The 20065-nt window shown below is 60.6% G+C and carries 19 protein-coding genes; 14 read left to right on the top strand and 5 right to left on the bottom strand.

Features of this window, described 5'->3' with window-relative positions:
• Nucleotides 1–14: 14 nt before the first annotated feature.
• Nucleotides 15–248 (bottom strand): 50S ribosomal protein L28, encoded by a 234-nt coding sequence (rpmB, locus tag QYQ99_RS07455; protein ID WP_003058229.1) that lies wholly within the window; start codon nucleotides 246–248, stop codon nucleotides 15–17.
• A gap of 269 nt (nucleotides 249–517) precedes the next feature.
• Nucleotides 518–1471 carry a thioredoxin-disulfide reductase gene (gene trxB, locus QYQ99_RS07450; protein WP_302092082.1) on the bottom strand — a complete coding sequence of 318 codons (954 nt, stop codon included), beginning with the start codon at nucleotides 1469–1471 and terminating at the stop codon, nucleotides 518–520.
• Nucleotides 1472–1729: 258 nt separating this feature from the next.
• On the opposite strand from trxB, the gene QYQ99_RS07445 reads away from it, so the two are divergent.
• Together QYQ99_RS07445 and lolA are read left to right on the top strand one after the other, a co-directional pair.
• Nucleotides 1730–4090, top strand: coding sequence for a DNA translocase FtsK (locus QYQ99_RS07445; RefSeq protein ID WP_302092081.1), 2361 nt, complete (start codon nucleotides 1730–1732; stop codon nucleotides 4088–4090).
• Nucleotides 4091–4110: 20 nt separating this feature from the next.
• A complete protein-coding gene (lolA, locus tag QYQ99_RS07440; protein ID WP_302092080.1) occupies nucleotides 4111–4746 on the top strand; it encodes an outer membrane lipoprotein chaperone LolA in 636 nt (211 codons plus the stop codon).
• 123 nt (nucleotides 4747–4869) lie between these two features.
• Here the strand turns inward: lolA and brnQ are convergent, their stop codons facing one another.
• A complete protein-coding gene (gene brnQ / locus QYQ99_RS07435; protein WP_302092079.1) occupies nucleotides 4870–6198 on the bottom strand; it encodes a branched-chain amino acid transport system II carrier protein in 1329 nt (442 codons plus the stop codon).
• A 399-nt stretch (nucleotides 6199–6597) separates the two neighbouring features.
• Here brnQ and QYQ99_RS07430 point away from each other — a divergent pair, with 399 nt between their 5' ends.
• From QYQ99_RS07430 to QYQ99_RS07400, 7 genes are all read left to right on the top strand, one after another.
• Nucleotides 6598–7938: a replication-associated recombination protein A gene (locus QYQ99_RS07430; protein WP_302092078.1), complete on the top strand. Its 1341-nt coding sequence runs from the start codon at nucleotides 6598–6600 to the stop codon at nucleotides 7936–7938.
• A gap of 350 nt (nucleotides 7939–8288) precedes the next feature.
• Nucleotides 8289–9218, top strand: a complete 930-nt coding sequence (locus QYQ99_RS07425; RefSeq protein WP_302092077.1) for a branched-chain amino acid ABC transporter permease — start codon at nucleotides 8289–8291, stop codon at nucleotides 9216–9218.
• A gap of 9 nt (nucleotides 9219–9227) precedes the next feature.
• Nucleotides 9228–10307: an ABC transporter permease subunit gene (locus QYQ99_RS07420; protein WP_302092076.1), complete on the top strand. Its 1080-nt coding sequence runs from the start codon at nucleotides 9228–9230 to the stop codon at nucleotides 10305–10307.
• A gap of 30 nt (nucleotides 10308–10337) precedes the next feature.
• Nucleotides 10338–11120 (top strand): ABC transporter ATP-binding protein, encoded by a 783-nt coding sequence (locus QYQ99_RS07415; RefSeq protein WP_302092075.1) that lies wholly within the window; start codon nucleotides 10338–10340, stop codon nucleotides 11118–11120.
• Between the two features lie 2 nt (nucleotides 11121–11122).
• A complete protein-coding gene (locus QYQ99_RS07410) occupies nucleotides 11123–11881 on the top strand; it encodes an ABC transporter ATP-binding protein (protein WP_302092074.1) in 759 nt (252 codons plus the stop codon).
• Between the two features lie 500 nt (nucleotides 11882–12381).
• Nucleotides 12382–13029 (top strand): DUF47 domain-containing protein, encoded by a 648-nt coding sequence (locus tag QYQ99_RS07405; RefSeq protein ID WP_034364720.1) that lies wholly within the window; start codon nucleotides 12382–12384, stop codon nucleotides 13027–13029.
• Nucleotides 13030–13048: 19 nt separating this feature from the next.
• Nucleotides 13049–14059, top strand: a complete 1011-nt coding sequence (locus QYQ99_RS07400) for an inorganic phosphate transporter (RefSeq protein ID WP_302092073.1) — start codon at nucleotides 13049–13051, stop codon at nucleotides 14057–14059.
• A 122-nt stretch (nucleotides 14060–14181) separates the two neighbouring features.
• Here QYQ99_RS07400 and QYQ99_RS07395 read toward each other — a convergent pair whose 3' ends face one another.
• Together QYQ99_RS07395 and QYQ99_RS07390 are read right to left on the bottom strand one after the other, a co-directional pair.
• On the bottom strand, nucleotides 14182–15966 hold the full coding sequence (locus tag QYQ99_RS07395) for a putative bifunctional diguanylate cyclase/phosphodiesterase (RefSeq protein WP_302092072.1): 1785 nt from the start codon (nucleotides 15964–15966) through the stop codon (nucleotides 14182–14184).
• Nucleotides 15967–16184: 218 nt separating this feature from the next.
• The gene (locus QYQ99_RS07390; RefSeq protein ID WP_302092071.1) at nucleotides 16185–16670 is read right to left on the bottom strand and encodes an NINE protein; all 486 of its coding nucleotides are present in this window, start codon (nucleotides 16668–16670) and stop codon (nucleotides 16185–16187) included.
• A gap of 282 nt (nucleotides 16671–16952) precedes the next feature.
• On the opposite strand from QYQ99_RS07390, the gene rpsP reads away from it, so the two are divergent.
• The 5 genes from rpsP to QYQ99_RS07365 all read left to right on the top strand — a co-directional run bounded on the left by rpsP (nucleotide 16953) and on the right by QYQ99_RS07365 (nucleotide 20046).
• A complete protein-coding gene (gene rpsP / locus QYQ99_RS07385) occupies nucleotides 16953–17207 on the top strand; it encodes a 30S ribosomal protein S16 (RefSeq protein WP_003058210.1) in 255 nt (84 codons plus the stop codon).
• A 103-nt stretch (nucleotides 17208–17310) separates the two neighbouring features.
• Entirely contained in the window at nucleotides 17311–17880 is a 570-nt protein-coding gene (gene rimM, locus QYQ99_RS07380; RefSeq protein ID WP_302092070.1) for a ribosome maturation factor RimM, read from the top strand.
• A 52-nt stretch (nucleotides 17881–17932) separates the two neighbouring features.
• The gene (gene trmD, locus QYQ99_RS07375; protein WP_302092069.1) at nucleotides 17933–18712 is read left to right on the top strand and encodes a tRNA (guanosine(37)-N1)-methyltransferase TrmD; all 780 of its coding nucleotides are present in this window, start codon (nucleotides 17933–17935) and stop codon (nucleotides 18710–18712) included.
• A 137-nt stretch (nucleotides 18713–18849) separates the two neighbouring features.
• The gene (rplS, locus tag QYQ99_RS07370) at nucleotides 18850–19236 is read left to right on the top strand and encodes a 50S ribosomal protein L19 (RefSeq protein ID WP_003076790.1); all 387 of its coding nucleotides are present in this window, start codon (nucleotides 18850–18852) and stop codon (nucleotides 19234–19236) included.
• A gap of 111 nt (nucleotides 19237–19347) precedes the next feature.
• Nucleotides 19348–20046 carry a CoA pyrophosphatase gene (locus QYQ99_RS07365; RefSeq protein ID WP_302092068.1) on the top strand — a complete coding sequence of 233 codons (699 nt, stop codon included), beginning with the start codon at nucleotides 19348–19350 and terminating at the stop codon, nucleotides 20044–20046.
• Nucleotides 20047–20065: the final 19 nt, after the last annotated feature.

Genomic DNA, 20065 nt, shown 5'->3' with positions numbered 1-20065 from the left:
TCTCCTTCAGGAAATTAAGCTTGGCCACGAGCGCGCATGTCTGCGAGCACGGAGTCGATACCGTTCTTGTCGATCAGGCGCAGAGCAGCGCTGGAAACGCGCAGGCGCACCCAACGGTTTTCGCTCTCCACCCAGAAGCGGCGGTATTGCAGGTTGGGGAGGAAACGACGCTTGGTCTTGTTGTTGGCGTGGGAAACATTGTTGCCCACCATGGGCTTCTTGCCCGTAACTTCACATACGCGTGCCATTGGGACACTCCGATAGTTGAATCGGCCGCCGGCTCTGGAATCCTGCAGGAGCAGGAGGTGCCGACAACCTCACCTCGCCAGTTTGTAATGGGTGGCGGTAGCCCGATTGCGGAAGTCCCGAAGCACCGTAAAGCGCGAACCTGGAATTCAGCAAAGTCTGCGATTATAGCGTTCTCGCAAAAAAGCCCCTGGTGCCGGCCAAAACTGGCCAAACCCAAGGGCTTTTGCGCCGAACATGCGCTAACAACCGCTCAATCGCGTTGGTGTTATCAGGATTCCTGTTCCAGGAAGCGCTCGGCATCCAGGGCCGCCATGCAGCCGGTGCCGGCGCTGGTGATGGCCTGGCGGTAGACATGATCCTGGCAGTCGCCAGCGGCAAACACGCCTGGCACGCTGGTCTGGGTGGCAAAGCCCTTGAGACCGCCCTGAGTGATGATGTAGCCGTTTTCCAGCTCCAGCTGACCCTGGAAGATGTCGGTGTTGGGGTGGTGGCCGATGGCAATGAAAGCGCCTTGCAGCTTGACCTCTTCGGTGTGGCCGTCCTGCGTGCTCTTGATGCGGATGCCGGTCACGCCGCTCTGGTCGCCCAGTACTTCATCCAGGGTGAAATGGGTCTTGAGCTCGATCTTGCCTTCCTTGACCTTGTCCATCAGCTTGTCCACCAGGATGGGCTCGGCCTTGAACTTGTCGCGGCGGTGCACCAGGGTGACCTTGCTGGCGATGTTGGACAGGTAGAGAGCTTCTTCCACGGCCGTGTTGCCGCCGCCGATCACGCAGACGGGCTGCTCGCGATAGAAGAAGCCGTCGCAGGTGGCGCAGGCGGAGACGCCACGGCCCATGAAGGCTTCCTCGGAGGGCAGGCCCAGGTACTTGGCCGATGCGCCGGTGGCGATGATCAGCGAGTCGCAGGTATAGACGCCGCTGTCGCCGGTCAGGGTGAAGGGGCGCTTGGAGAGGTCAACCTGGTTGATGTGGTCGAAAACGATCTCGGTCTTGAAGCGCTCGGCATGCTCCTGAAAACGCTGCATCAGCTCGGGGCCCTGCACGCCCATGACGTCGGCAGGCCAGTTGTCCACTTCGGTGGTGGTCATCAACTGGCCACCCTGGGCCATGCCGGTAATCAGCAGGGGCTTGAGGTTGGCACGGGCCGCATATACGGCTGCGGTATAGCCGGCAGGGCCGGAGCCGAGGATGAGAACTTGTGCGTGTTTGGTAGAGGACATGGAGCGGAACTCTGAAAAAAGCAGGCCGACAGCCGGCGCGCGGTCATGAAAACATTGGGAAGATGTGGGAGTATCGCTCCGGATCAAGGTCTGCGCGTGCAGCTGTTTTTAATCACCGGAATTGTTAAAAATGATAGTGATGAAGCGAATCCGGCTGCCGTATGGCAGTTTTGTTGCATGTGCTTGCATTACGCTGAGCGATCGTCTTGGCCGAATGTACCGCTTGGATAAGGGCCTAAGGTAAGCTTGCGCCTGCGTATGACATATACATTGAACGCTTCGAACGCGTCCTCCTCCAGCAAATCGAAATCCCGCGCTGCCGCTCCGCGCTATGGAGTGATTCGCTTCAGCCAGGAAGTTTTGCTGTTGATCGGCCTGCTGGCACTGGTGTTCTGGCTCATGGCCATGTTCACCTACTCGCCGCAAGACGCCGCCTGGTCCACCTCGGGTGCCGGGCAGAGGCCGTTTGTGCATAACTGGATGGGCCGTGTGGGTGCCTGGCTGGCCGATGCCTGCTACTTCGGCTTCGGCATGTCCATCTGGTGGCTGGTGCTGGCCGCCGTGCAGACCTGGGTGACATCGCTGGTGCGCTGGATGCGCGGCGGGGTGAACAAGGACGGCAGTCCTCTGGCGCTGATGCCGCTGTGGCGTCGCCGATTTCTGTTCTGGGGAGGTCTGGCCATTCTGATGATTGCCAGCTGCGCGCTGGAATGGACGCGTCTGTACCGTTTCGAGAACCTGCTGCCCGGCCCTGCCGGTGGCGTGTTTGGTTACATGATGGGCTTCAATGCCCTCAAATGGCTGGGCTTTGCGGGCTCGGGCCTGATCGGCATCTGCCTGTTCGTGCTGGGCGCTGCCATGGTGTTCGGCTTTTCCTGGGGCACGCTGGCCGAAGGCCTGGGCGCGCGCCTGGACGGCATGGTGCAGTTTGGCCGTGAGCGTCGTGAAATTGCCAAGGATGTCTCTGTCGGCAAGAGAGCGGCCCGCGAACGCGAGGAAGTGGTGTTTGACCGCACCGACGGTGCGATCGCTGCACCGGCGCATCAGCCTGTGCAGATCATCGAGCCCGTGCTGCAGGAGACCAGCCAGCCCAGCGCCCGGGTGGTGAAGGAGCGCCAGAAGCCGCTGTTCACCGATCATCCGGACAGCAAGCTGCCTCAGGTGGACCTGCTGGATCAGGCCCAGCAGCGCCAGGAGCTGGTGTCTGCCGAGACGCTGGAGATGACCAGCCGGCTGATTGAAAAGCGCCTCAAGGACTTTGGCGTGGACGTGCGTGTGGTGGCGGCCATGCCCGGCCCTGTTATCACACGCTACGAGATCGAGCCTGCCACGGGCGTCAAGGGCTCGCAGATCGTCAATCTGGCCAAGGACCTGGCGCGTTCGCTGTCTCTGGTGTCGATTCGTGTGATCGAGACCATTCCCGGCAAGAACTATATGGCGCTGGAGCTGCCCAACGCCAAGCGCCAGTCGATTCGTTTGTCCGAGGTGCTGGGCTCGCAGGTCTACCACGATGCCAAGAGCCTGCTGACCATGGGACTGGGCAAGGATATCGTGGGCAACCCCGTGGTCGCCGATCTTGCCAAGATGCCCCACGTGCTGGTGGCCGGCACGACCGGCTCGGGCAAGTCCGTGGGTATCAACGCCATGATTCTGTCTCTGCTCTACAAGGCAGAGGCGCGCGATGTGCGCCTGCTCATGATCGACCCCAAGATGCTGGAAATGTCGGTCTATGAAGGCATTCCCCATCTGCTGTGCCCGGTGGTCACCGACATGAAGCAGGCGGCCAACGGCCTGAACTGGTGCGTGGCCGAGATGGAGCGCCGCTACAAGCTCATGAGCAAGCTCGGCGTGCGCAATCTGGCCGGCTACAACAGCAAGATCGACGAGGCCAAGGCGCGCGAGGAGTCGATTCCCAACCCCTTCAGCCTGACGCCCGAGGAGCCCGAGCCGCTGCAGCGCCTGCCGCACATCGTCATCGTGATCGACGAGCTGGCCGATCTGATGATGGTGGTGGGCAAGAAGATCGAAGAGCTCATCGCCCGTCTCGCACAAAAGGCGCGTGCCGCCGGCATTCATCTGATTCTTGCGACCCAGCGCCCCAGCGTGGACGTTATCACCGGCCTGATCAAGGCCAATATCCCGACCCGTATTGCCTTCCAGGTCTCCAGCAAGATCGACAGCCGCACCGTGCTGGACCAGATGGGAGCCGAAACCCTGCTGGGCATGGGCGACATGCTGTACATGGCCAGCGGCACCGGTCTGCCGATCCGCGTGCATGGTGCTTTTGTCTCCGACGACGAGGTGCACCGTGTGGTCAGCTATCTCAAGGAACAGGGCGATCCCGACTACATCGAAGGCATCCTGGAGGGCGGCGCTGTCGACGGCGAGGGCGGCGATGAGGATGGCGAAGGTGGGGGCGAAAAGGACGAGCTCTACGATCAGGCCGTCGAAATCGTGCTGAAAGACCGCAAGGCCAGCATTTCCTATGTTCAGCGCAAACTGCGCATCGGCTACAACCGCTCGGCCAATCTGCTCGAGCAGATGGAAAAGGCCGGCCTGGTCAGCTCGCTCACCTCCAGTGGGCAGCGCGATGTTCTAGTTCCGGCTCGCAGCGAGTGAGCCGCACAAGAAGGAGATTCATGAAACGTCTTTTGACTGCAATTTTGATCGCCGGCAGCGCAGGTGCTGCAATGGCCGATGGCCTGAAAAGCCTTGAGTCCTTCATGAAGACCGTGCAGGCCGGCAAGGCGGATTTCACCCAGTCCGTGACCTCGCCGCCCAAGTCCGGGCAGGAGGCGCGTACCAAGGTCTCCAGCGGCAGCTTCGAGTTCCAGCGGCCCGGCAAGTTCCGTTTCAACTACACCAAGCCTTTCGAGCAGCTCATCGTGGCTGACGGCAAGACGCTATGGCTGTACGACGCCGACCTGAATCAGGTGACGGAGCGTGCCCAGGCCCAGGTGCTGGGCAGCACACCGGCGGCCATCCTGACATCGGCCACCGACCTCAAGGCCTTGAAGGCCGATTTCGAGCTGGGCAACCAGCCTGACGCCGACGGTCTGGAATGGGTGCTGGCCAGTCCCAGGCAGAAAGGCGGCCAGCTCAAGAGCGTGCGCATAGGCTTCACCCCCGAGGGCAAGCTGGCGGCTCTGGATATCGAGGACAGCTTTGGCCAGCGCTCGCTGATGCAGTTCAAGGGCCTGCAAACCCAGGCTTCGCTGCCGGCATCGACCTTCCACTTCACGGTGCCCAAGGGGGCTGACGTGCTCAAGCAGTAAAGATCGCGGCACGCATCAGCAAAAAGGCCTGCGGATTGTGTCCGCAGGCCTTTTTGTTGCAGGAATCGGGTTTAAGCCCTTGTGAGTAGAGCGCAGCCAGTTGCGCTTTGGTAGGGACTGTGATCAGGCGCGTGTGGCGTTTGCGGCACTTTGCTTGTTGCCGATGGCGAAGTCCAGCAGGCCTGCAATCACCAGCACGCCGACCACGGGGGTGACCCAGCCCATGCCCAGGGCGGCGCCGGGCAGTTTGTCCAACCAGGCGGGCACCAGTGCATCAAGCTTGGCGGCCTTGGCAGCGTCAAACAGGCCAAAGATCAGGGAGACGGCCATTACGGGAATGTAGACGCGCGCCGGCTGATTCCAGCGGTGCAGCAGGCTCAGAGCGATCAGGGCGATGGCCACGGGGTACAGCCCCACGAGCACTGGCACGGCGACGGCAATCAGCTGGGCCAGGCCCTGGTTGGCCACGGCTGCACTGAAGACTGACAGGCCGATGACCATGGTGCGGTAGGAGATGCCGGTCAGCTCGCTGAAGAAGCTGCTGCAAGCGGTAATCAGGCCCACGCCGGTGGTCAGGCAGGCCAGCATGATGACGATGGCCAGCAGCCACAGGCCAGCGGGGCCAAAGGTCTGCTGTACAAAGGCCGTGAGGATCTGCACGCCGGTGGTGGCGTTGGTAGCCAGTTCGCTGTTGGTGGCACCCAGGTACATCAGCGAGACATAGACCAGGCCCAGGCAGGTCGCGGCAATGATGCCGGCGTAGATGCAGTAGCGGGTGTGCAGCTTGCCGTCGCTCACTCCAGCCGCCTTGATCGCGTTGACGATGACGATACCGAAGATCAGCGAGGCCAGGGCGTCCATGGTCTGATAGCCCTGCAGAAAGCCTTCGGAGAAGGCGGCCGCCTGCGTGGCATAGGCCTCGGTGCTGAGACTGTAGCCATCCACAGGAGCCAGCACGGCGGAGCCGCCGAGCACGGCAAGAGCCAGAATCAGCACGGGCGTGATGATCTTGCCCACGTTGTCCATGAGCTTGCCGGGGAAGAGCGACAGCAGCGCCACCGCCACAAAGTAAGCGATGGTGAAGGCCAGCAGCATGGCGGGCGTGTTACCGACAAAGGGAGCCAGTCCCATCTCGAAGGATACGGTGGCCGTGCGCGGCGTTGCAAACAGAGGGCCGATGGTCAGATAGATGGCCACGGCCAGCACCAGACCGGCAATTCGGCCGATGGGGCTGGTCAAGGTGTCCAGACCGCCACCCACGCGTGCGAGAGCGACGACGCCGAGAAGGGGCAGACCGACACCCGTCAGCAAAAAGCCGGTTGAGGCGCCGAGCAGGTTTTCACCGGCTGCCAGGCCCACCATAGGCGGGAAGATGATGTTGCCGGCCCCGAGGAACAGGGCAAAGGTCATGAAGCCGAGGGCAAAAATGTCCCAGGTCTTGAGTTTTTTCATACGCTTAGGCTCAGGCGTGCAGCGCTGGCACGCCCTGGAGCAATGTGGAACCAAGGAAAGTTGCGGATGCTTTCGATTGATTTCTGGCTGATGGCGGTAGCCCTATCAGGCACAGGCATTGCGTGGCGCAGATGAGGCGGCCAGCAATGAATCTAAGCGTGCTGCCGGGCCTGGCTGGCCTGGTTTTTGGCAGGCCGGATGGGGGCAGTACCTCCATGGGGCGAGGGGTGGCCTCGTTAATGGAGAGATTGAATCCGTTAAAACGCTATTTTCTCTTATGAGAAATTCTGATAAGGATGCAGGGGTTAAGGTGGATAAGTAATGGCGGCATTCGTTGTGCAAACAGCCCCAACCCATTTGAATGCGCAACTGCCCGGAGCGTTGGATACTTGAGGGGTCATGGTCACGCACATCAACTCCCATTCCCCAGCCGTTCCCCATCAGCCCCTGGCCGAGCGCCTGCGACCGCACACTCTGGCCGAAGTCATCGGCCAGCAGCATGTGTTGGGCGAGGGCATGCCGCTGCGCCTGGCCTTTGAGTCGGGTCGCCCGCATAGCTGCATACTCTGGGGCCCGCCGGGAGTGGGCAAGACCACGATTGCGCGCCTGATGGCCGATGCCTTTGATGCGCAGTTCATCTCCATCAGCGCCGTGCTGGGCGGCGTCAAGGACATCCGCGAGGCCGTGGAACAGGCGCAGGCGGCGCGAAGCGGACTGTTGCAGCAGCGCACCATTGTGTTTGTGGACGAGGTGCATCGCTTCAACAAAAGCCAGCAAGACGCCTTTTTGCCTCACGTGGAAAGCGGGCTGTTCACCTTCATCGGCGCGACCACGGAGAACCCGTCGTTCGAGGTCAACTCGGCCCTGCTGTCGCGGGCGGCCGTCTATGTGCTGCAAAGCCTGACGACTGACGATTTAAGGCAGATTGTGGCCAAAGCCCAGGCCATCAAAGCGGTTCCAGCGATTGAAGATGAAGCGCTGGAGCGCTTGATTGCCTATGCTGACGGCGATGCGCGCCGCTTGCTGAACACGCTGGAGACCCTGTCCATCACGGCCGAGCAGGCCGGAGTGGAAAGCATTACCGATGGCTGGCTGCTCAAGGTGCTGGGCGAGCGCATGCGCCGCTATGACAAGGGTGGCGAGCAGTTCTACGACACCATCAGCGCACTGCACAAATCCGTGCGCGGCTCGGACCCCGATGCGGCGCTTTACTGGTTTTGCCGCATGCTGGATGGCGGCGCCGACCCGCGCTATCTGGCGCGTCGCATCGTGCGCATGGCATGGGAAGACATAGGACTTGCCGACCCGCGTGCCATGCAGATGTGCAACGATGCCGCTGCGACTTATGAACGCCTGGGTAGCCCCGAGGGCGAGCTGGCGCTGGCCCAGGCCGTGATCTACCTGGCCGTCGCGCCCAAGAGCAATGCCGGCTACATGGCCTACAACAAGGCCAAGGCCTTTGTGAAGGGCGACTCTACAAGGCCTGTGCCGCTGCATCTGCGCAATGCACCTACCAAGCTGATGAAGCAGCTGGACTATGGGCGGGACTACCGCTATGCCCACAGCGAGGAGGGCGGCTTTGCGGCGGGCGAGCGCTATTTGCCTGATGGAATGGAAGATCAGGGCTTCTACCAGCCCGTGGCGCGCGGGCTGGAAATCAAGATCGGCCAGAAGCTGGCAGAACTCAAGGCGCTCAACGACGCCGCCCGTGCGGCAGATGACGAGCCGGCAGGCTTGTAAAGAGCGAGTTGCCCAGATGTTGCACAACTGGCACTAGTTGAATGCTGCATTTTTTGCGGTGTTTTCAGGGTTTTTCGCTAGATTGAGTAGCGGCCCATGACTAAGTGCCTGTATTTATTGGACTTGCGCTGCCGATGAAATTATTGCGCTGCAGCATTTGGGGCCTGCGCACGGGAAACCCCGGCCCTGAGTCCTGAAAACAGCTCCCTAGAATCGATTCACTCTTTTGCGACAAGCGGCCCACAAAGCGGCGGACTGCAGAAGGGGAACCATGGCATCGCTGGCTCCGTCGTTCGGGATGAGAGGCTCGCAGTGTCTCCGTCTTGGATCGAGGGAAGGGGAGCGCGCTTATGGATATCTTGCTGCAGCAGATCATCAATGGTCTGGTGTTAGGCAGTATGTACGCCTTGATAGCCCTGGGCTACACCATGGTGTACGGCATCATTCAGCTGATCAACTTCGCGCACGGCGAGGTGCTGATGGTGGGGGCTTTGACCAGCTGGAGCTGCATCGGCCTGATGCAGGAGGCCATGCCTTATCTGCCGGGCTGGCTCATGCTTTTGGTTGCCGCCATCATCGCCTGCGTGGTGGCCGCGTCGCTGAACCTCGTGATCGAGAAGGTCGCCTACCGGCCGCTGCGCAACAGCCCGCGACTGGCCCCGCTGATCACGGCCATCGGTGTCTCCATCCTGCTGCAGACCCTGGCCATGATCATCTGGAAGCCCAATTACAAGGCTTATCCCACGTTGCTGTCGTCCACGCCCTATGAGATCGGCACGGCGGTGATCACACCCACGCAGATTCTGGTGCTGGTGGTCACGGCGATTGCGCTGGCCACGCTGATGTATCTGGTCAACTACACCAGGCTGGGGCGCGCCATGCGGGCCACGGCCGAGAACCCGCGCGTGGCAGCGCTGATGGGCGTCAAGCCCGATATGGTGATTTCCGCCACCTTCATCATCGGTGCCGTGCTTGCGGCGATTGCCGGCATCATGTACGCCTCCAACTACGGCACGGCTCATCACACCATGGGCTTTCTGCCGGGTCTCAAGGCCTTTACGGCGGCCGTGTTCGGCGGCATCGGCAATCTGGCCGGGGCCGTGGTGGGGGGGCTGCTGCTGGGGCTGATCGAGTCCATCGGCTCGGGCTATATCGGTGACCTGACGGGGGGCGTGCTGGGCAGCCAGTACACCGACATCTTTGCCTTCATCGTGCTCATCATCATCCTGACGCTGCGCCCTTCGGGCCTGCTGGGTGAGCGTGTGGCGGATCGTGCCTGAGGAGTGCCCATGAAGAACAACAAGACACTCCACTGGATTCTGGGCGGCATAGGCCTGCTGGTGCTGCCGCTGATCCTGCAGTATTTCGGCAACGCCTGGGTGCGCATCGCCGATCTGGCCCTGCTCTATGTGATGCTGGCGCTGGGTCTGAACATTGTGGTCGGCTACGCCGGCCTGCTGGATCTGGGCTATGTGGCCTTCTATGCTGTGGGCGCGTATATGTTTGCGCTCATGGCATCGCCGCATCTGGCCGAGACCTTCGAAGGTTTTGTGGCCATGTTTCCCAACGGACTGCACACCTCGATCTGGCTGGTGATTCCGCTTGGAATGCTGCTGGCCGCCTGTACGGGCGTGCTGCTGGGGTTGCCGGTGCTGCGGCTGCGCGGTGATTACCTGGCCATCGTGACACTGGGCTTCGGCGAGATCATCCGCATCTTTCTGAACAATCTGGATCAGCCCGTCAACGTCACCAACGGTCCCAAGGGTATTGGTCAGATCGATTCGGTCAAGATCTTCGGCTTCGACCTGGCCAAGCGGCATGAGATCTTCGGCTACGACATCTCCTCCGTCACGCTGTACTACTACCTGTTTCTGGTGCTGGTGCTGGCCACCATCGTGATCTGCTACCGCCTGCAGGATTCGCGCATAGGCCGTGCCTGGATGGCGATCCGGGAGGATGAAATCGCCGCCAAGGCCATGGGCATCAATGTGCGCAACATGAAGCTGCTGGCCTTCGGCATGGGCGCTTCGTTTGGCGGCGTGGCCGGCTCCATGTTTTCGGCCTTCCAGGGCTTTGTCTCGCCTGAGTCCTTCAGCCTCATGGAGTCCGTGATGATCGTGGCCATGGTCGTTCTCGGCGGCCTGGGCCACATCCCTGGCGTGATTCTGGGGGCGGTGCTGCTCTCGGCCCTGCCCGAGGTGCTGCGCTATGTGGCCGGGCCGCTGCAGCAGATGACCGATGGGCGCCTCGATGCTTCCATATTGCGCCAGTTGCTGATTGCCCTGGCCATGATCGTCATCATGCTGATGCGCCCGCGCGGCCTGTGGCCCACGCCCGAGCATGCCAAAAGCCTGGACCGTCAGTCCTGATGACTGCACAGACAAGGAATGTGAACTGATATGGCAGAGAGCACGACTTCCGCAGTCCTTCATGTCTCGGACATCTCCAAGCGCTTTGGCGGTTTGCAGGCGCTGTCCGGTGTGGGCATGAAGATTGACAGAGGCCAGGTCTATGGCCTGATCGGCCCGAATGGCGCAGGCAAGACCACGTTTTTCAACGTGATCACAGGCCTTTATACGCCCGATACCGGCAAGTTCGAGCTGGCCGGAAAGCCCTATGAGCCGACGGCGGTGCACAAGGTGGCCCGGGCCGGCATTGCCCGGACCTTTCAGAACATCCGCCTGTTCGCCGAGATGACGGCACTGGAAAACGTCATGGTCGGTCGCCATGTGCGCACGCATTCGGGCCTGCTCGGGGCGGTGTTTCGCACCAAGGGCTTCAAGGCCGAGGAAGCCGCGATCCGCGCCCGCTCCCGTGAGCTGCTCGACTATGTCGGCATCGGCAAATATGCGGACTTCAAGGCGCGCACCCTGTCCTATGGCGACCAGCGTCGCCTGGAGATTGCCCGAGCATTGGCGACGGACCCGCAGCTCATTGCGCTGGATGAGCCGGCCGCCGGCATGAACGCGACCGAGAAGGTGCAGCTGCGTGAGCTGATCGACCGCATTCGCAACGACCACCGCACCATCTTGCTCATCGAGCACGATGTGAAGCTGGTCATGGGTCTGTGCGACCGCGTGACGGTGCTGGACTATGGCAAGCCGATTGCCGAAGGCACGCCTGCCGAAGTGCAGAAGAATGAAAAAGTGATTGAAGCCTATCTGGGCACGGGAGGCCATTGAAGATGCAGGATCAAGTGCTGGAACAGGCGCAGGCCTCCAAGTCCACGGCCCCGGTGTTGCTGCAGGTCAAGGGCCTGAAGGTGGGCTATGGCGGCATTCAGGCTGTGAAGGGCGTGGACTTTCAGGTGCATCAGGGCGAGCTGGTGTCACTGATCGGCTCCAACGGCGCGGGCAAAACCACGACGATGAAGGCTGTCACGCGAGGGCTGCCGATTGCCGATGGCGACATTCTCTACCTCGGCAAGAGCATCAAGGGCAAGGGCGCCTGGGATCTGGTGGCCGAAGGCCTGGTCATGGTGCCGGAGGGGCGCGGCGTGTTCGCTCGCATGACGATCACCGAAAATTTGCTCATGGGGGCCTACACGCGCAAGGACAAGGCCGGCATACAGGCGGATATCGAGCGCATGTTCGGCATCTTTCCGCGTCTGAAGGAGCGCAAGGATCAGTTGGCGGGCACCATGTCCGGGGGCGAGCAGCAGATGCTGGCCATGGCCCGCGCGCTCATGAGCCAGCCCAAGGTGCTGCTGCTGGACGAGCCGTCCATGGGCTTGTCGCCCATCATGGTGGACAAGATCTTCGAGGTGGTCAGCAATGTCTATGCGCTGGGCGTGACCATGGTGCTGGTGGAGCAGAACGCCAGTCGCGCGCTGGCGCTGGCCGATCGGGGTTATGTCATGGAGTCCGGCATCATCACCATGACGGGGCCGGGTCAGACCTTGCTGAGCGATCCGCGCGTGCGTGCGGCTTACCTGGGAGAGTAGGTCTCGACGAGCCCCTTGGCGCTGTCGATCGCGGTGCGCTATCCCGCCGTGACGCTCTCCTGCAGTCAAGGGTGAACCCTAATTCCCCTGAAATTCAAGAAAATGACAAAAAAATGACGTTTTTTATGGTTCTTTGATTGTTTTATTCATTTCTTTTTAGTTCCTTTTAATTCTTTTTTGTTATTGAATAGAATTTGTATATTACAAAAAGAAGTATTTGGAACGTTTTCGCGTGGCAGGGTGACATGCTCCTGCAGTCGGTGCATTCGGCGGGCGGATTTCTGCTTTGTGCTGTTGTCAGGAGGAATCACAGGCTTTGTGACAGCTCTTAGCATGGCTCAGAGCTTGTATTTTATTTTTCGTGGTGCCCGAAGGGGTGTCTTGAAGACGCGCTGAAACGCACAATGACTCAAGAGTAAACTCCGCCCCGTTTGAGCCGGGAACCTTGCACTTTTTTTGCAGTGAGTCGCCTGGTTTCTTTTCCCCGGTAAGGAGCATTCATGCTGTTTGGCAAGCTATTGCCGCGCGAAGGCAATTTTTTCGAGATGTTCAATCAACATGCGGACCGCATCGTTGAAGCAGCTCATGCTTTCTCGCAACTCGTTGCAAATTACAACGATCTCCATCTGCGCGAAAAATACAACGCCGATGTGGACAACGCCGAGCGCGCAGCCGACCGTGTGACCCATGATGTCACCAAGCTGCTGCACAAGACCTTCATCACGCCCCTGGATCGCGAGCATATCCACTCGCTGATCAACACCATGGACGACGTGGCCGACCTGATTCAGGACTCGGCCGAGACCATGGCACTGTATGACGTGCGTCACATGACAGACGAAATCACACGTCTGACCGATCTGTGCGTGCGTTGCTGCGAGCGTGTGCGTGATGCCGTCAAGCTGCTGGACCGCCTCTCGGACCCCACGATCGTGGACGCCGCCAGCAAGACCTGCGACGAGATCGACCGCCTGGAAAGCGATGCGGACCGCGTGATGCGTGCGGCCATGAGCAAGCTGTTCCGTGAAGAGCCCGATGTGCGTGAGGTGATCAAGCTCAAGGCTATCTATGAGCTGCTGGAAACCATCACGGACCGCTGCGAAGATGTGGCGAACCTGATCGAGGGCATCGTCCTCGAGAATTCCTGATTCTCGCTGGAGTCCGATCATGGAGCCGGTACAGGCAGCCCTCTGGGTTGTAATTTTGCTGGTGGTGCTCGCCTTGCTGTTCGATTTCATGAACGGCTTTCACGACGCTGCCAATTCGATTGCCACCGTGGTTTCCACGGGGGTTCTCAAACCTACTCAGGCCGTGGCATTTGCCGCGTTCTTCAACGTTGTGGCGGTTTTCGTCTTCCACCTCAGTGTGGCGGCAACCGTGGGCAAGGGTATTGTTCAGCCGGGCATCGTTGACACGCATGTCGTGTTCGGCGCTCTGGTGGGTGCCATCACCTGGAACATCATCACCTGGATCTACGGCATTCCCAGCAGTTCCTCGCATGCCCTGATTGGCGGCATCGTGGGTGCGGTGATTGCCAAGGCCGGCGCGGGTGCGCTGATCGCCAGCGGTATCTGGAAGACTGTGGCCTTCATCTTCGTCTCTCCCGTGCTGGGCTTTCTGCTGGGCTCGCTGATGATGGTGCTGGTTGCCTGGATTTTCCGCCGCGCCAGCCCCAATCGCGTGGACAAGTGGTTCCGCCGTCTGCAACTGGTGTCTGCTGGTGCCTACAGCCTGGGTCACGGTGGTAACGATGCGCAAAAGACCATCGGCATCATCTGGCTGCTGCTGATTGCGACGGGTTATGCCAATGCCGGTGACGCCGAGCCTCCCTTGTGGACCATCGTGAGCTGCTATCTGGCCATCGGTATGGGCACCATGTTTGGCGGCTGGCGCATCGTCAAGACCATGGGTCAGAAGATCACCAAGCTCAAGCCCGTCGGTGGCTTCTGCGCCGAATCCGGTGGTGCTCTGACATTGTTCTTTGCCACCTTCCTGGGGGTTCCTGTATCGACCACGCACACTATTACCGGTGCCATCGTGGGTGTGGGCTCCACGCAGCGCGCGAGTGCCGTGCGCTGGGGCGTGGCAGGCAATATCGTCTGGGCCTGGGTTCTGACGATTCCTGCCAGCGCCTTTGTGGCATCCATTGCCTACTGGGTCAGCCTGCAACTGTACTGAGCTGCAACTGTACTGAGCTTGTGTACTCCTTGGTTGATAGCTGTTGGCGCTTGTCAATCAAGGGTTAAATGCCAAAAAGGCTTCGCATTGCGAAGCCTTTTTTTATGGCTGAAACGCGGTCGTCAAGCTGCAGCTTCCTGCAGACTGGATAGGGCCTGCCGCTGCAGCAGTGATCTGAGCTGGCTCGCCGGTGCCGGGGGGCTGAGCAGATAGCCCATGAAATGCTCGCAGCCATATTGCGCCAGCAGGGCGCGCTGCTCAAGGGTTTCCACCCCTGCGCCGACGATCATCATCTGATGGCGGGCGGCCAGCGCGATGGCCGCCTGCACGGCGGCTTCGGCGGCATTGTTGGGTCCCAGGCGCTGCACGAGAGACTGCGAGAGCTTGAGCTGGTTCAGGGGCAGCTGCTGCAGCGCTTGCTGCATATGGAAGCTGCCACCAAAATCGTCGAGTGACAGCCCTACCCCCATGGTGCGCAGGCGGGTGAGCGTGGGCACGATATCCGCGTGCGAAGGACTCAGGGCTTGAGTGGAAAGCTCCAGCAGCAGCAAGGCCGGGTCGGCCCCTGTCTGGCTGATGATGCCCTGCACCTGCTCGGCCAGGTCGGCTTGCCTGAGCTGCCTGGCGCTGATGTTGACGCAGATGGGCAGCTTGCCCAATTGCAGGTCGGCCCTCCATCGGGCCAATTGCTCGCAGGCGGCTTGAATGCTCCAGCGGCCCAGGGGAGTGATGATTTCGGTTTCCTCTGCCACCGACAGGAAGATGCTCGGTGGCACCAGTCCTCGCCTGGGATGGCGCCAGCGCAGCAGGGCTTCCAAACCGTTGACGTCGCCGTTGACGGAGTATTGCGCCTGGTAATGCAGCTCGAACTGGCCGAGGCGCAGGGCTTCGCGCAGCTCTTGCTCCATGCGGTGGCGATCATTGGCCTGGATGCGCTGCTCGGGGCTGAAGAAGTGCAGGCCTCGGGCTTCCTCGTCGCGCAGACGGTACATGGCGCTCTCAGCCTGCTGCAGCAACTCGGTGGCGGAGCGGGAGTGGGGGCCGAACAAAGTGGCGCCGATATTGGCCTCCAGCATCGCGCTTTTGTTGCCGAGCTGGTAGTTGCCGTTCAGGCTTTCCTGCAGACGCTCTCCCAGGCGCTCCACCAGCACCGTGGTCACTTCGATATCCGGGGACAGATCCGAAACCATGATGACGAAATGCGTGGCATCGAGTCTGGCCACGGTATCGCAGGAGCGTACGCAGGCGAGCAGGCGCTGTGCGATGTTCTGTGCCAGGCCGGCCGGGCTCTCGCCTGCGCTGGTGGACGAGCCCGCCACCACCGGCCCCATGTCTATGGTCAGCAAGGCCCCGCGCCAGCCCGTGCGCTCGGACTGGATCATGGCCTGGGACAGCCGGTCCAGCAGCAGGCGCCGGTTGGGCAGATTGGTCAGCACATCGAAGAAGGAAAGGCTTTCTTCCTCGTTGCCATGAGGCTGCAGTTCCTTGCAGGCCAGCACGGTGTAATTGGCCGATAGGGCGTGAGCCGACAGATTGAGCTTGCGCCCATTGGGCAACTGAAACTGGGCATGGGCCTGCTGGCGCGCAATCAGGGCTTGATGACTCCCGGCGATATGACTCAGAGCCGGTGCAGCGCTTGCCGGGGCTGCGGTTGCGGCAGCTTGCAAAGCGGCTTGCAGAGGTATGCCTACCTTGAGGGTGGCGGCCAGCCAGGGAAACAGCTGCAGGTAACCATCATTCCAGCGCTGAGCCCGGTTCTGGGCATCCAGCAGCACATAGCCGCTGCTGGTCTGTTCGAGAATGCGGAAAAGCTGTTCTCCGTACACGCCCACCAGACTGGTGGCAGCTGGAAAGGAGTGTTGCCCATGCACTTCGGATCTGGCAGATTTTTCGTTGGTTGCAGACATAAGACCTCTTCGGACTGGTGCAGCAAAGCCGTCGTAGTGCAAAAACTGCTGGGATGCAGTCTTTGCAAGATGTGCGTCAGTTGGGCATTGTGAGTTCTGTGGAATCAGCAGGCGGCGCTTTGCGTCCAGCAGGTGGAAAATTAGACTTTTGCTTACAAAAGCGGCGAGGTCGAAGCCGCTTCGGCGTGGGCGAAAACCCCTGGTTCAGAGCGCTGCAGCTACTGCGAAATCTTGCGCGCCTCTTCGACCTGATATTCGAAGTAGTGCTGGAAGCTGTAGGCAATACTGGCCATCAGCACGGTGGCCCCCAGCATCAGGGACAGGCTTACGGCAAAAATCGTCGCCCATTGGGTGCGTCCCGCAGGCGCGTCGGCCTCTATAGAGGGATTGAAGAGCCGGTTCCAGTTTCCTGGCTCCATCAGGCCGTAGAGAATGGCGCGCAGGGCGCAGCCTGCGATGGTGAAGCCCAGCAGGGGGATCAGCAGCCAGCTCAGCCTGTCGTCCTGCCCCAGCTGCTGCACGCGTTCGATGCCGTAGACGCCGAGTGCCGTGGGAATGGGCAGCAGCCAGCCCAGCCAGTCCCCAAGGCCGTGCAGGTAAAAGCGATGCAGCCCGAGCGGACCGCCGAGCAAGGCCAGCCAGGCGGCAACTGTCTTGTTTTTGGGGCGAGGGGCCGGGGTGGAGGCGGGAGCAAGTGGGTTCATGGTCTGGTGCGCAGGCAGAAAACGAAAGAACCCGTCCATTATTCCCTTCGCGCGGAATGTGGGGCTCAGGGCAATTGCGGTTCACTTTCAGGGAGTCCTCTGTACCGACTATGCCCATTTGTCGTTGCTATAGGCAGCTTTGGCAGAACTCGATATAATTTCCGGTTTTACGGCGTGTCGCTGGCCGGGTGGTCATGTCGCGTGTCTCAAACGCTGTAAGAAAACCTGCGCAGCTGGTCAAATTTTTGATGGCACTGGCTGTAACCACCCGAAGGAAACATCATGGTTGTTATTCGTCTCTCCCGCGGCGGCTCTAAGGCTCGTCCCTTCTACAACATCGTTGCAGCTGACAAGCGCGTGCGTCGCGACGGTGCTTTCATCGAACGTCTGGGTTTCTACAACCCTAGCGCTCGTGGCGCTGAAGAAGGCCTGCGTCTGGCTCTGGACCGCGTGAACTACTGGAAGAGCGTTGGTGCTCAAACTTCCGATACGGCTGAACGCCTGATCAAGGAAGCTGCAAAGAAGGTTGCTGCCTAATTTAGGCGGTCGCTCTCTAGGCACCTTTACCAAAGCGGGTTCCGTTGGCTTGACTGACGGAACCCGTTTTTTTATTGAAATTCTGCATTTTTCTGCTGATCCCATGAGTCACATGCCTGTCCTTCAAGCCACGAGCTTGCCTGCTGATGCCATTGAAGTCGGTCGTATTGCCGATGCCTGGGGAATCAAGGGCTGGTTCAAGGTTCATGCCTTCAGCAGCGCCCCAGAGGCCCTGTTTGCCGCCAAGGACTGGTTTTTGCAGCCTGCCGAGAAAGGCGCCAAGCATTTCACAGGCACCGTGGTGCTGCCCGTCAAGCAGGCGCGCTTCCATTCCGACACCATTGTGGCCACCTCGCTTGAGGTCGCTGACCGCAACGCTGCCGAGGCTTTGCGCGGTGCCCGCGTCTTTGTGGCACGCGAGCATTTTCCCAAGGCCGAGGATGGTGAGTTCTACTGGGTGGATCTGATGGGACTGAACGTGGTCAACCGCGAAGGCGTGGCCCTGGGGGTGGTCAAGGACCTGATGGCCACCGGCCCGCAGACCGTGCTGGTGCTGGGCTATGAAGAGGAGGGCAAGGAGCAGGAGCGTCTGATACCCTTTGTCGATGCCTATGTGGATTCGGTGGATCTGGCCGGCAAGAAGATCGTGGCCGACTGGCAGCCCGATTATTGAACTGGAAAGCCTTTTTGCTATCTAGTTTGTAGCTGAAATCGCTTTTATACCAATGCGTTTCGACATTATTACGCTGTTCCCTGAACTGTTCGCTCCATTTCTTGAGAGCGGGGTGACGCGTCGTGCCTACAGCTCGGGCCAGGTGGCAGTGCATCTGTGGAATCCGCGTGACTGGGCTGAAGGCAATTACCGCCGTGTCGATGATCGACCCTTTGGCGGAGGCCCCGGCATGGTGATGATGGCCGAGCCGCTGCAGCGCTGCCTTGAAGCGATTCGCTCGGCACGCACCGAGGCCGATGCTCAGGAGCATGCCGAGCCTGCTCCTGTCGTGCTGTTCTCACCCATAGGTACGACTCTCAAGCATGCGGTGGTGGCCGATTGGGCCGAAAGCCGGGGGGCGGTGCTGCTCTGCGGCCGCTATGAGGGCATCGACCAGCGTTTTATTGATAAAAATGTCACTCATCAATTGAGTCTGGGTGACTTTGTCCTTTCGGGCGGCGAGCTGGCAGCCATGGTGCTGCTGGACTCTTTGGCGCGTCTGCAGCCCGGCGTGCTCAACGATGAAGGCAGCTTTCAGCAGGACAGCTTCAATCCTGCGCTTGACGGCTTGCTGGACTGTCCTCACTACACGCGCCCGGAGGTCTGGGATGGCCAGGAGGTGCCGGCAGCGCTGCTCTCCGGCCACCACTCCAATATCGAGCGCTGGCGCCGCGACCAGCGCCTGCGCATCACGGCCGAGCACAGGCCCGAGCTGATAGAGCAGGCCCGCGAGCAGGGGCTGCTCAACGCCAAGGATGAGGGGTTTTTGGCAAAAACAGCGTCCAAGCTATAATCTCAGGCTCTTTGATCCTCTATCCGGCCGCTGCAAGGAAATGGCGGAGCCGCTTCGGCAGCTCGCTTAATGCAGCAATAGCACCAATCCCGGTGCTTGCCAATTCTGGCGCGGACAAGATCAAGGTGGACTAAATCATGAATCTGATCCAGACCCTCGAGCAAGAAGAAATCGCTCGCCTGAACAAGACCATCCCCGAATTCGCCCCCGGTGACACCGTCATCGTGAGCGTGAATGTGGTGGAAGGTAGCCGTAAGCGCGTGCAGGCTTACGAAGGCGTGGTGATTGCCAAGCGTAATCGCGGCCTGAACAGCGGCTTCACAGTGCGCAAGATCTCCAGCGGCGAAGGCGTGGAACGTACGTTCCAGACCTACTCTCCCCTGATCGCCAAGATCGAAGTCAAGCGTCGCGGTGATGTGCGTCGTGCCAAGCTGTACTACCTGCGTGAGCGCAGCGGCAAGTCTGCTCGTATCAAGGAAAAGCTGCCCCAGCGCGTTAACAAGACTGCTGCTGCAGCCGTGTAATACGCGTACCGGAAGCGATTCCGTAAAAGCCGCTACAGTTCGCTGTGGCGGCTTTTTTTATGCCGGCCTTGGCTTTGTGATTCTTGCTTTTGGTTTTGGCTGAACACCTACATGCCTGCAACTGATAATTCTTCGCTCCCCGTGTTGGGCATTGTTGATCCGCGCCAGGCGCGCCTGCTGGGTAGAGACAGCCAGCTGCCGGCCGTGCCGCTGGATGCGCAGACGCCGCAGGCCCTGCGCACGCGCTTTGCCCAGCCGCCGCAATGGCTGCCCGAGGCCATGCAGGAAAAACGCATCACCGCCAGGCAGCCCTCCGACGCGGCCGTGCTCGTGCCCATCGTCATGCGCGAGCAGCCCACGGTATTGCTGACCGTGCGCTCGGCCGGGCTGTCCACGCACTCGGGCCAGGTGGCCTTTCCCGGCGGCAAGCGCGACCCGCAGGATGTATCCGCTGAGGCCACGGCGGTGCGCGAGGCGCATGAGGAAGTCGGGCTGGCCCCGAGGAATGTCGAGGTGCTGGGGCGCCTGCCGATTTATGTGACGGGGACCGCGTTCCACATCACCCCTGTGGTGGCTCTGGTCCACCCGCAGGCCAGCTACTTCCCCAACCCGGGGGAGGTGGCGGATCTGTTCGAGGTTCCGCTGTCCTATCTGCTCAATCCCGCGCATCATGAGCGTCATGCCATGCAGTGGCAGGGCGTGGATCGCGAATGGTTTGCCATGCCCTATCAGGATGGTGAGCAGCAACGCTATATCTGGGGTGCGACAGCAGGCATGTTGCGCAATCTTTATCGTTTTTTGGCGGCTTGAGACAGCAGTTGTAACGAGC

Origin of the sequence: Comamonas testosteroni (assembly GCF_030505195.1) — a bacterium.
In the GTDB taxonomy this organism is placed as follows: domain Bacteria; phylum Pseudomonadota; class Gammaproteobacteria; order Burkholderiales; family Burkholderiaceae_C; genus Comamonas; species Comamonas testosteroni_G.
The sequence above is the reverse complement of the archived record's forward strand: the minus strand, read 5'-3'. Positions and strand labels throughout refer to the sequence as shown.

Bases quoted from the DNA above. Each gene is read 5' to 3' on its own strand.
- rpmB (WP_003058229.1), bottom strand. From the start codon at position 248: ATGGCACGCGTATGTGAAGTTACGGGCAAGAAGCCCATGGTGGGCAAC.
- trxB (WP_302092082.1), bottom strand. From the start codon at position 1,471: ATGTCCTCTACCAAACACGCACAAGTTCTCATCCTCGGCTCCGGCCCT.
- QYQ99_RS07445 (WP_302092081.1), top strand. From the start codon at position 1,730: ATGACATATACATTGAACGCTTCGAACGCGTCCTCCTCCAGCAAATCG.
- lolA (WP_302092080.1), top strand. From the start codon at position 4,111: ATGAAACGTCTTTTGACTGCAATTTTGATCGCCGGCAGCGCAGGTGCT.
- brnQ (WP_302092079.1), bottom strand. From the start codon at position 6,198: ATGAAAAAACTCAAGACCTGGGACATTTTTGCCCTCGGCTTCATGACC.
- QYQ99_RS07430 (WP_302092078.1), top strand. From the start codon at position 6,598: ATGGTCACGCACATCAACTCCCATTCCCCAGCCGTTCCCCATCAGCCC.
- QYQ99_RS07425 (WP_302092077.1), top strand. From the start codon at position 8,289: ATGGATATCTTGCTGCAGCAGATCATCAATGGTCTGGTGTTAGGCAGT.
- QYQ99_RS07420 (WP_302092076.1), top strand. From the start codon at position 9,228: ATGAAGAACAACAAGACACTCCACTGGATTCTGGGCGGCATAGGCCTG.
- QYQ99_RS07415 (WP_302092075.1), top strand. From the start codon at position 10,338: ATGGCAGAGAGCACGACTTCCGCAGTCCTTCATGTCTCGGACATCTCC.
- QYQ99_RS07410 (WP_302092074.1), top strand. From the start codon at position 11,123: ATGCAGGATCAAGTGCTGGAACAGGCGCAGGCCTCCAAGTCCACGGCC.
- QYQ99_RS07405 (WP_034364720.1), top strand. From the start codon at position 12,382: ATGCTGTTTGGCAAGCTATTGCCGCGCGAAGGCAATTTTTTCGAGATG.
- QYQ99_RS07400 (WP_302092073.1), top strand. From the start codon at position 13,049: ATGGAGCCGGTACAGGCAGCCCTCTGGGTTGTAATTTTGCTGGTGGTG.
- QYQ99_RS07395 (WP_302092072.1), bottom strand. From the start codon at position 15,966: ATGTCTGCAACCAACGAAAAATCTGCCAGATCCGAAGTGCATGGGCAA.
- QYQ99_RS07390 (WP_302092071.1), bottom strand. From the start codon at position 16,670: ATGAACCCACTTGCTCCCGCCTCCACCCCGGCCCCTCGCCCCAAAAAC.
- rpsP (WP_003058210.1), top strand. From the start codon at position 16,953: ATGGTTGTTATTCGTCTCTCCCGCGGCGGCTCTAAGGCTCGTCCCTTC.
- rimM (WP_302092070.1), top strand. From the start codon at position 17,311: ATGAGTCACATGCCTGTCCTTCAAGCCACGAGCTTGCCTGCTGATGCC.
- trmD (WP_302092069.1), top strand. From the start codon at position 17,933: ATGCGTTTCGACATTATTACGCTGTTCCCTGAACTGTTCGCTCCATTT.
- rplS (WP_003076790.1), top strand. From the start codon at position 18,850: ATGAATCTGATCCAGACCCTCGAGCAAGAAGAAATCGCTCGCCTGAAC.
- QYQ99_RS07365 (WP_302092068.1), top strand. From the start codon at position 19,348: ATGCCTGCAACTGATAATTCTTCGCTCCCCGTGTTGGGCATTGTTGAT.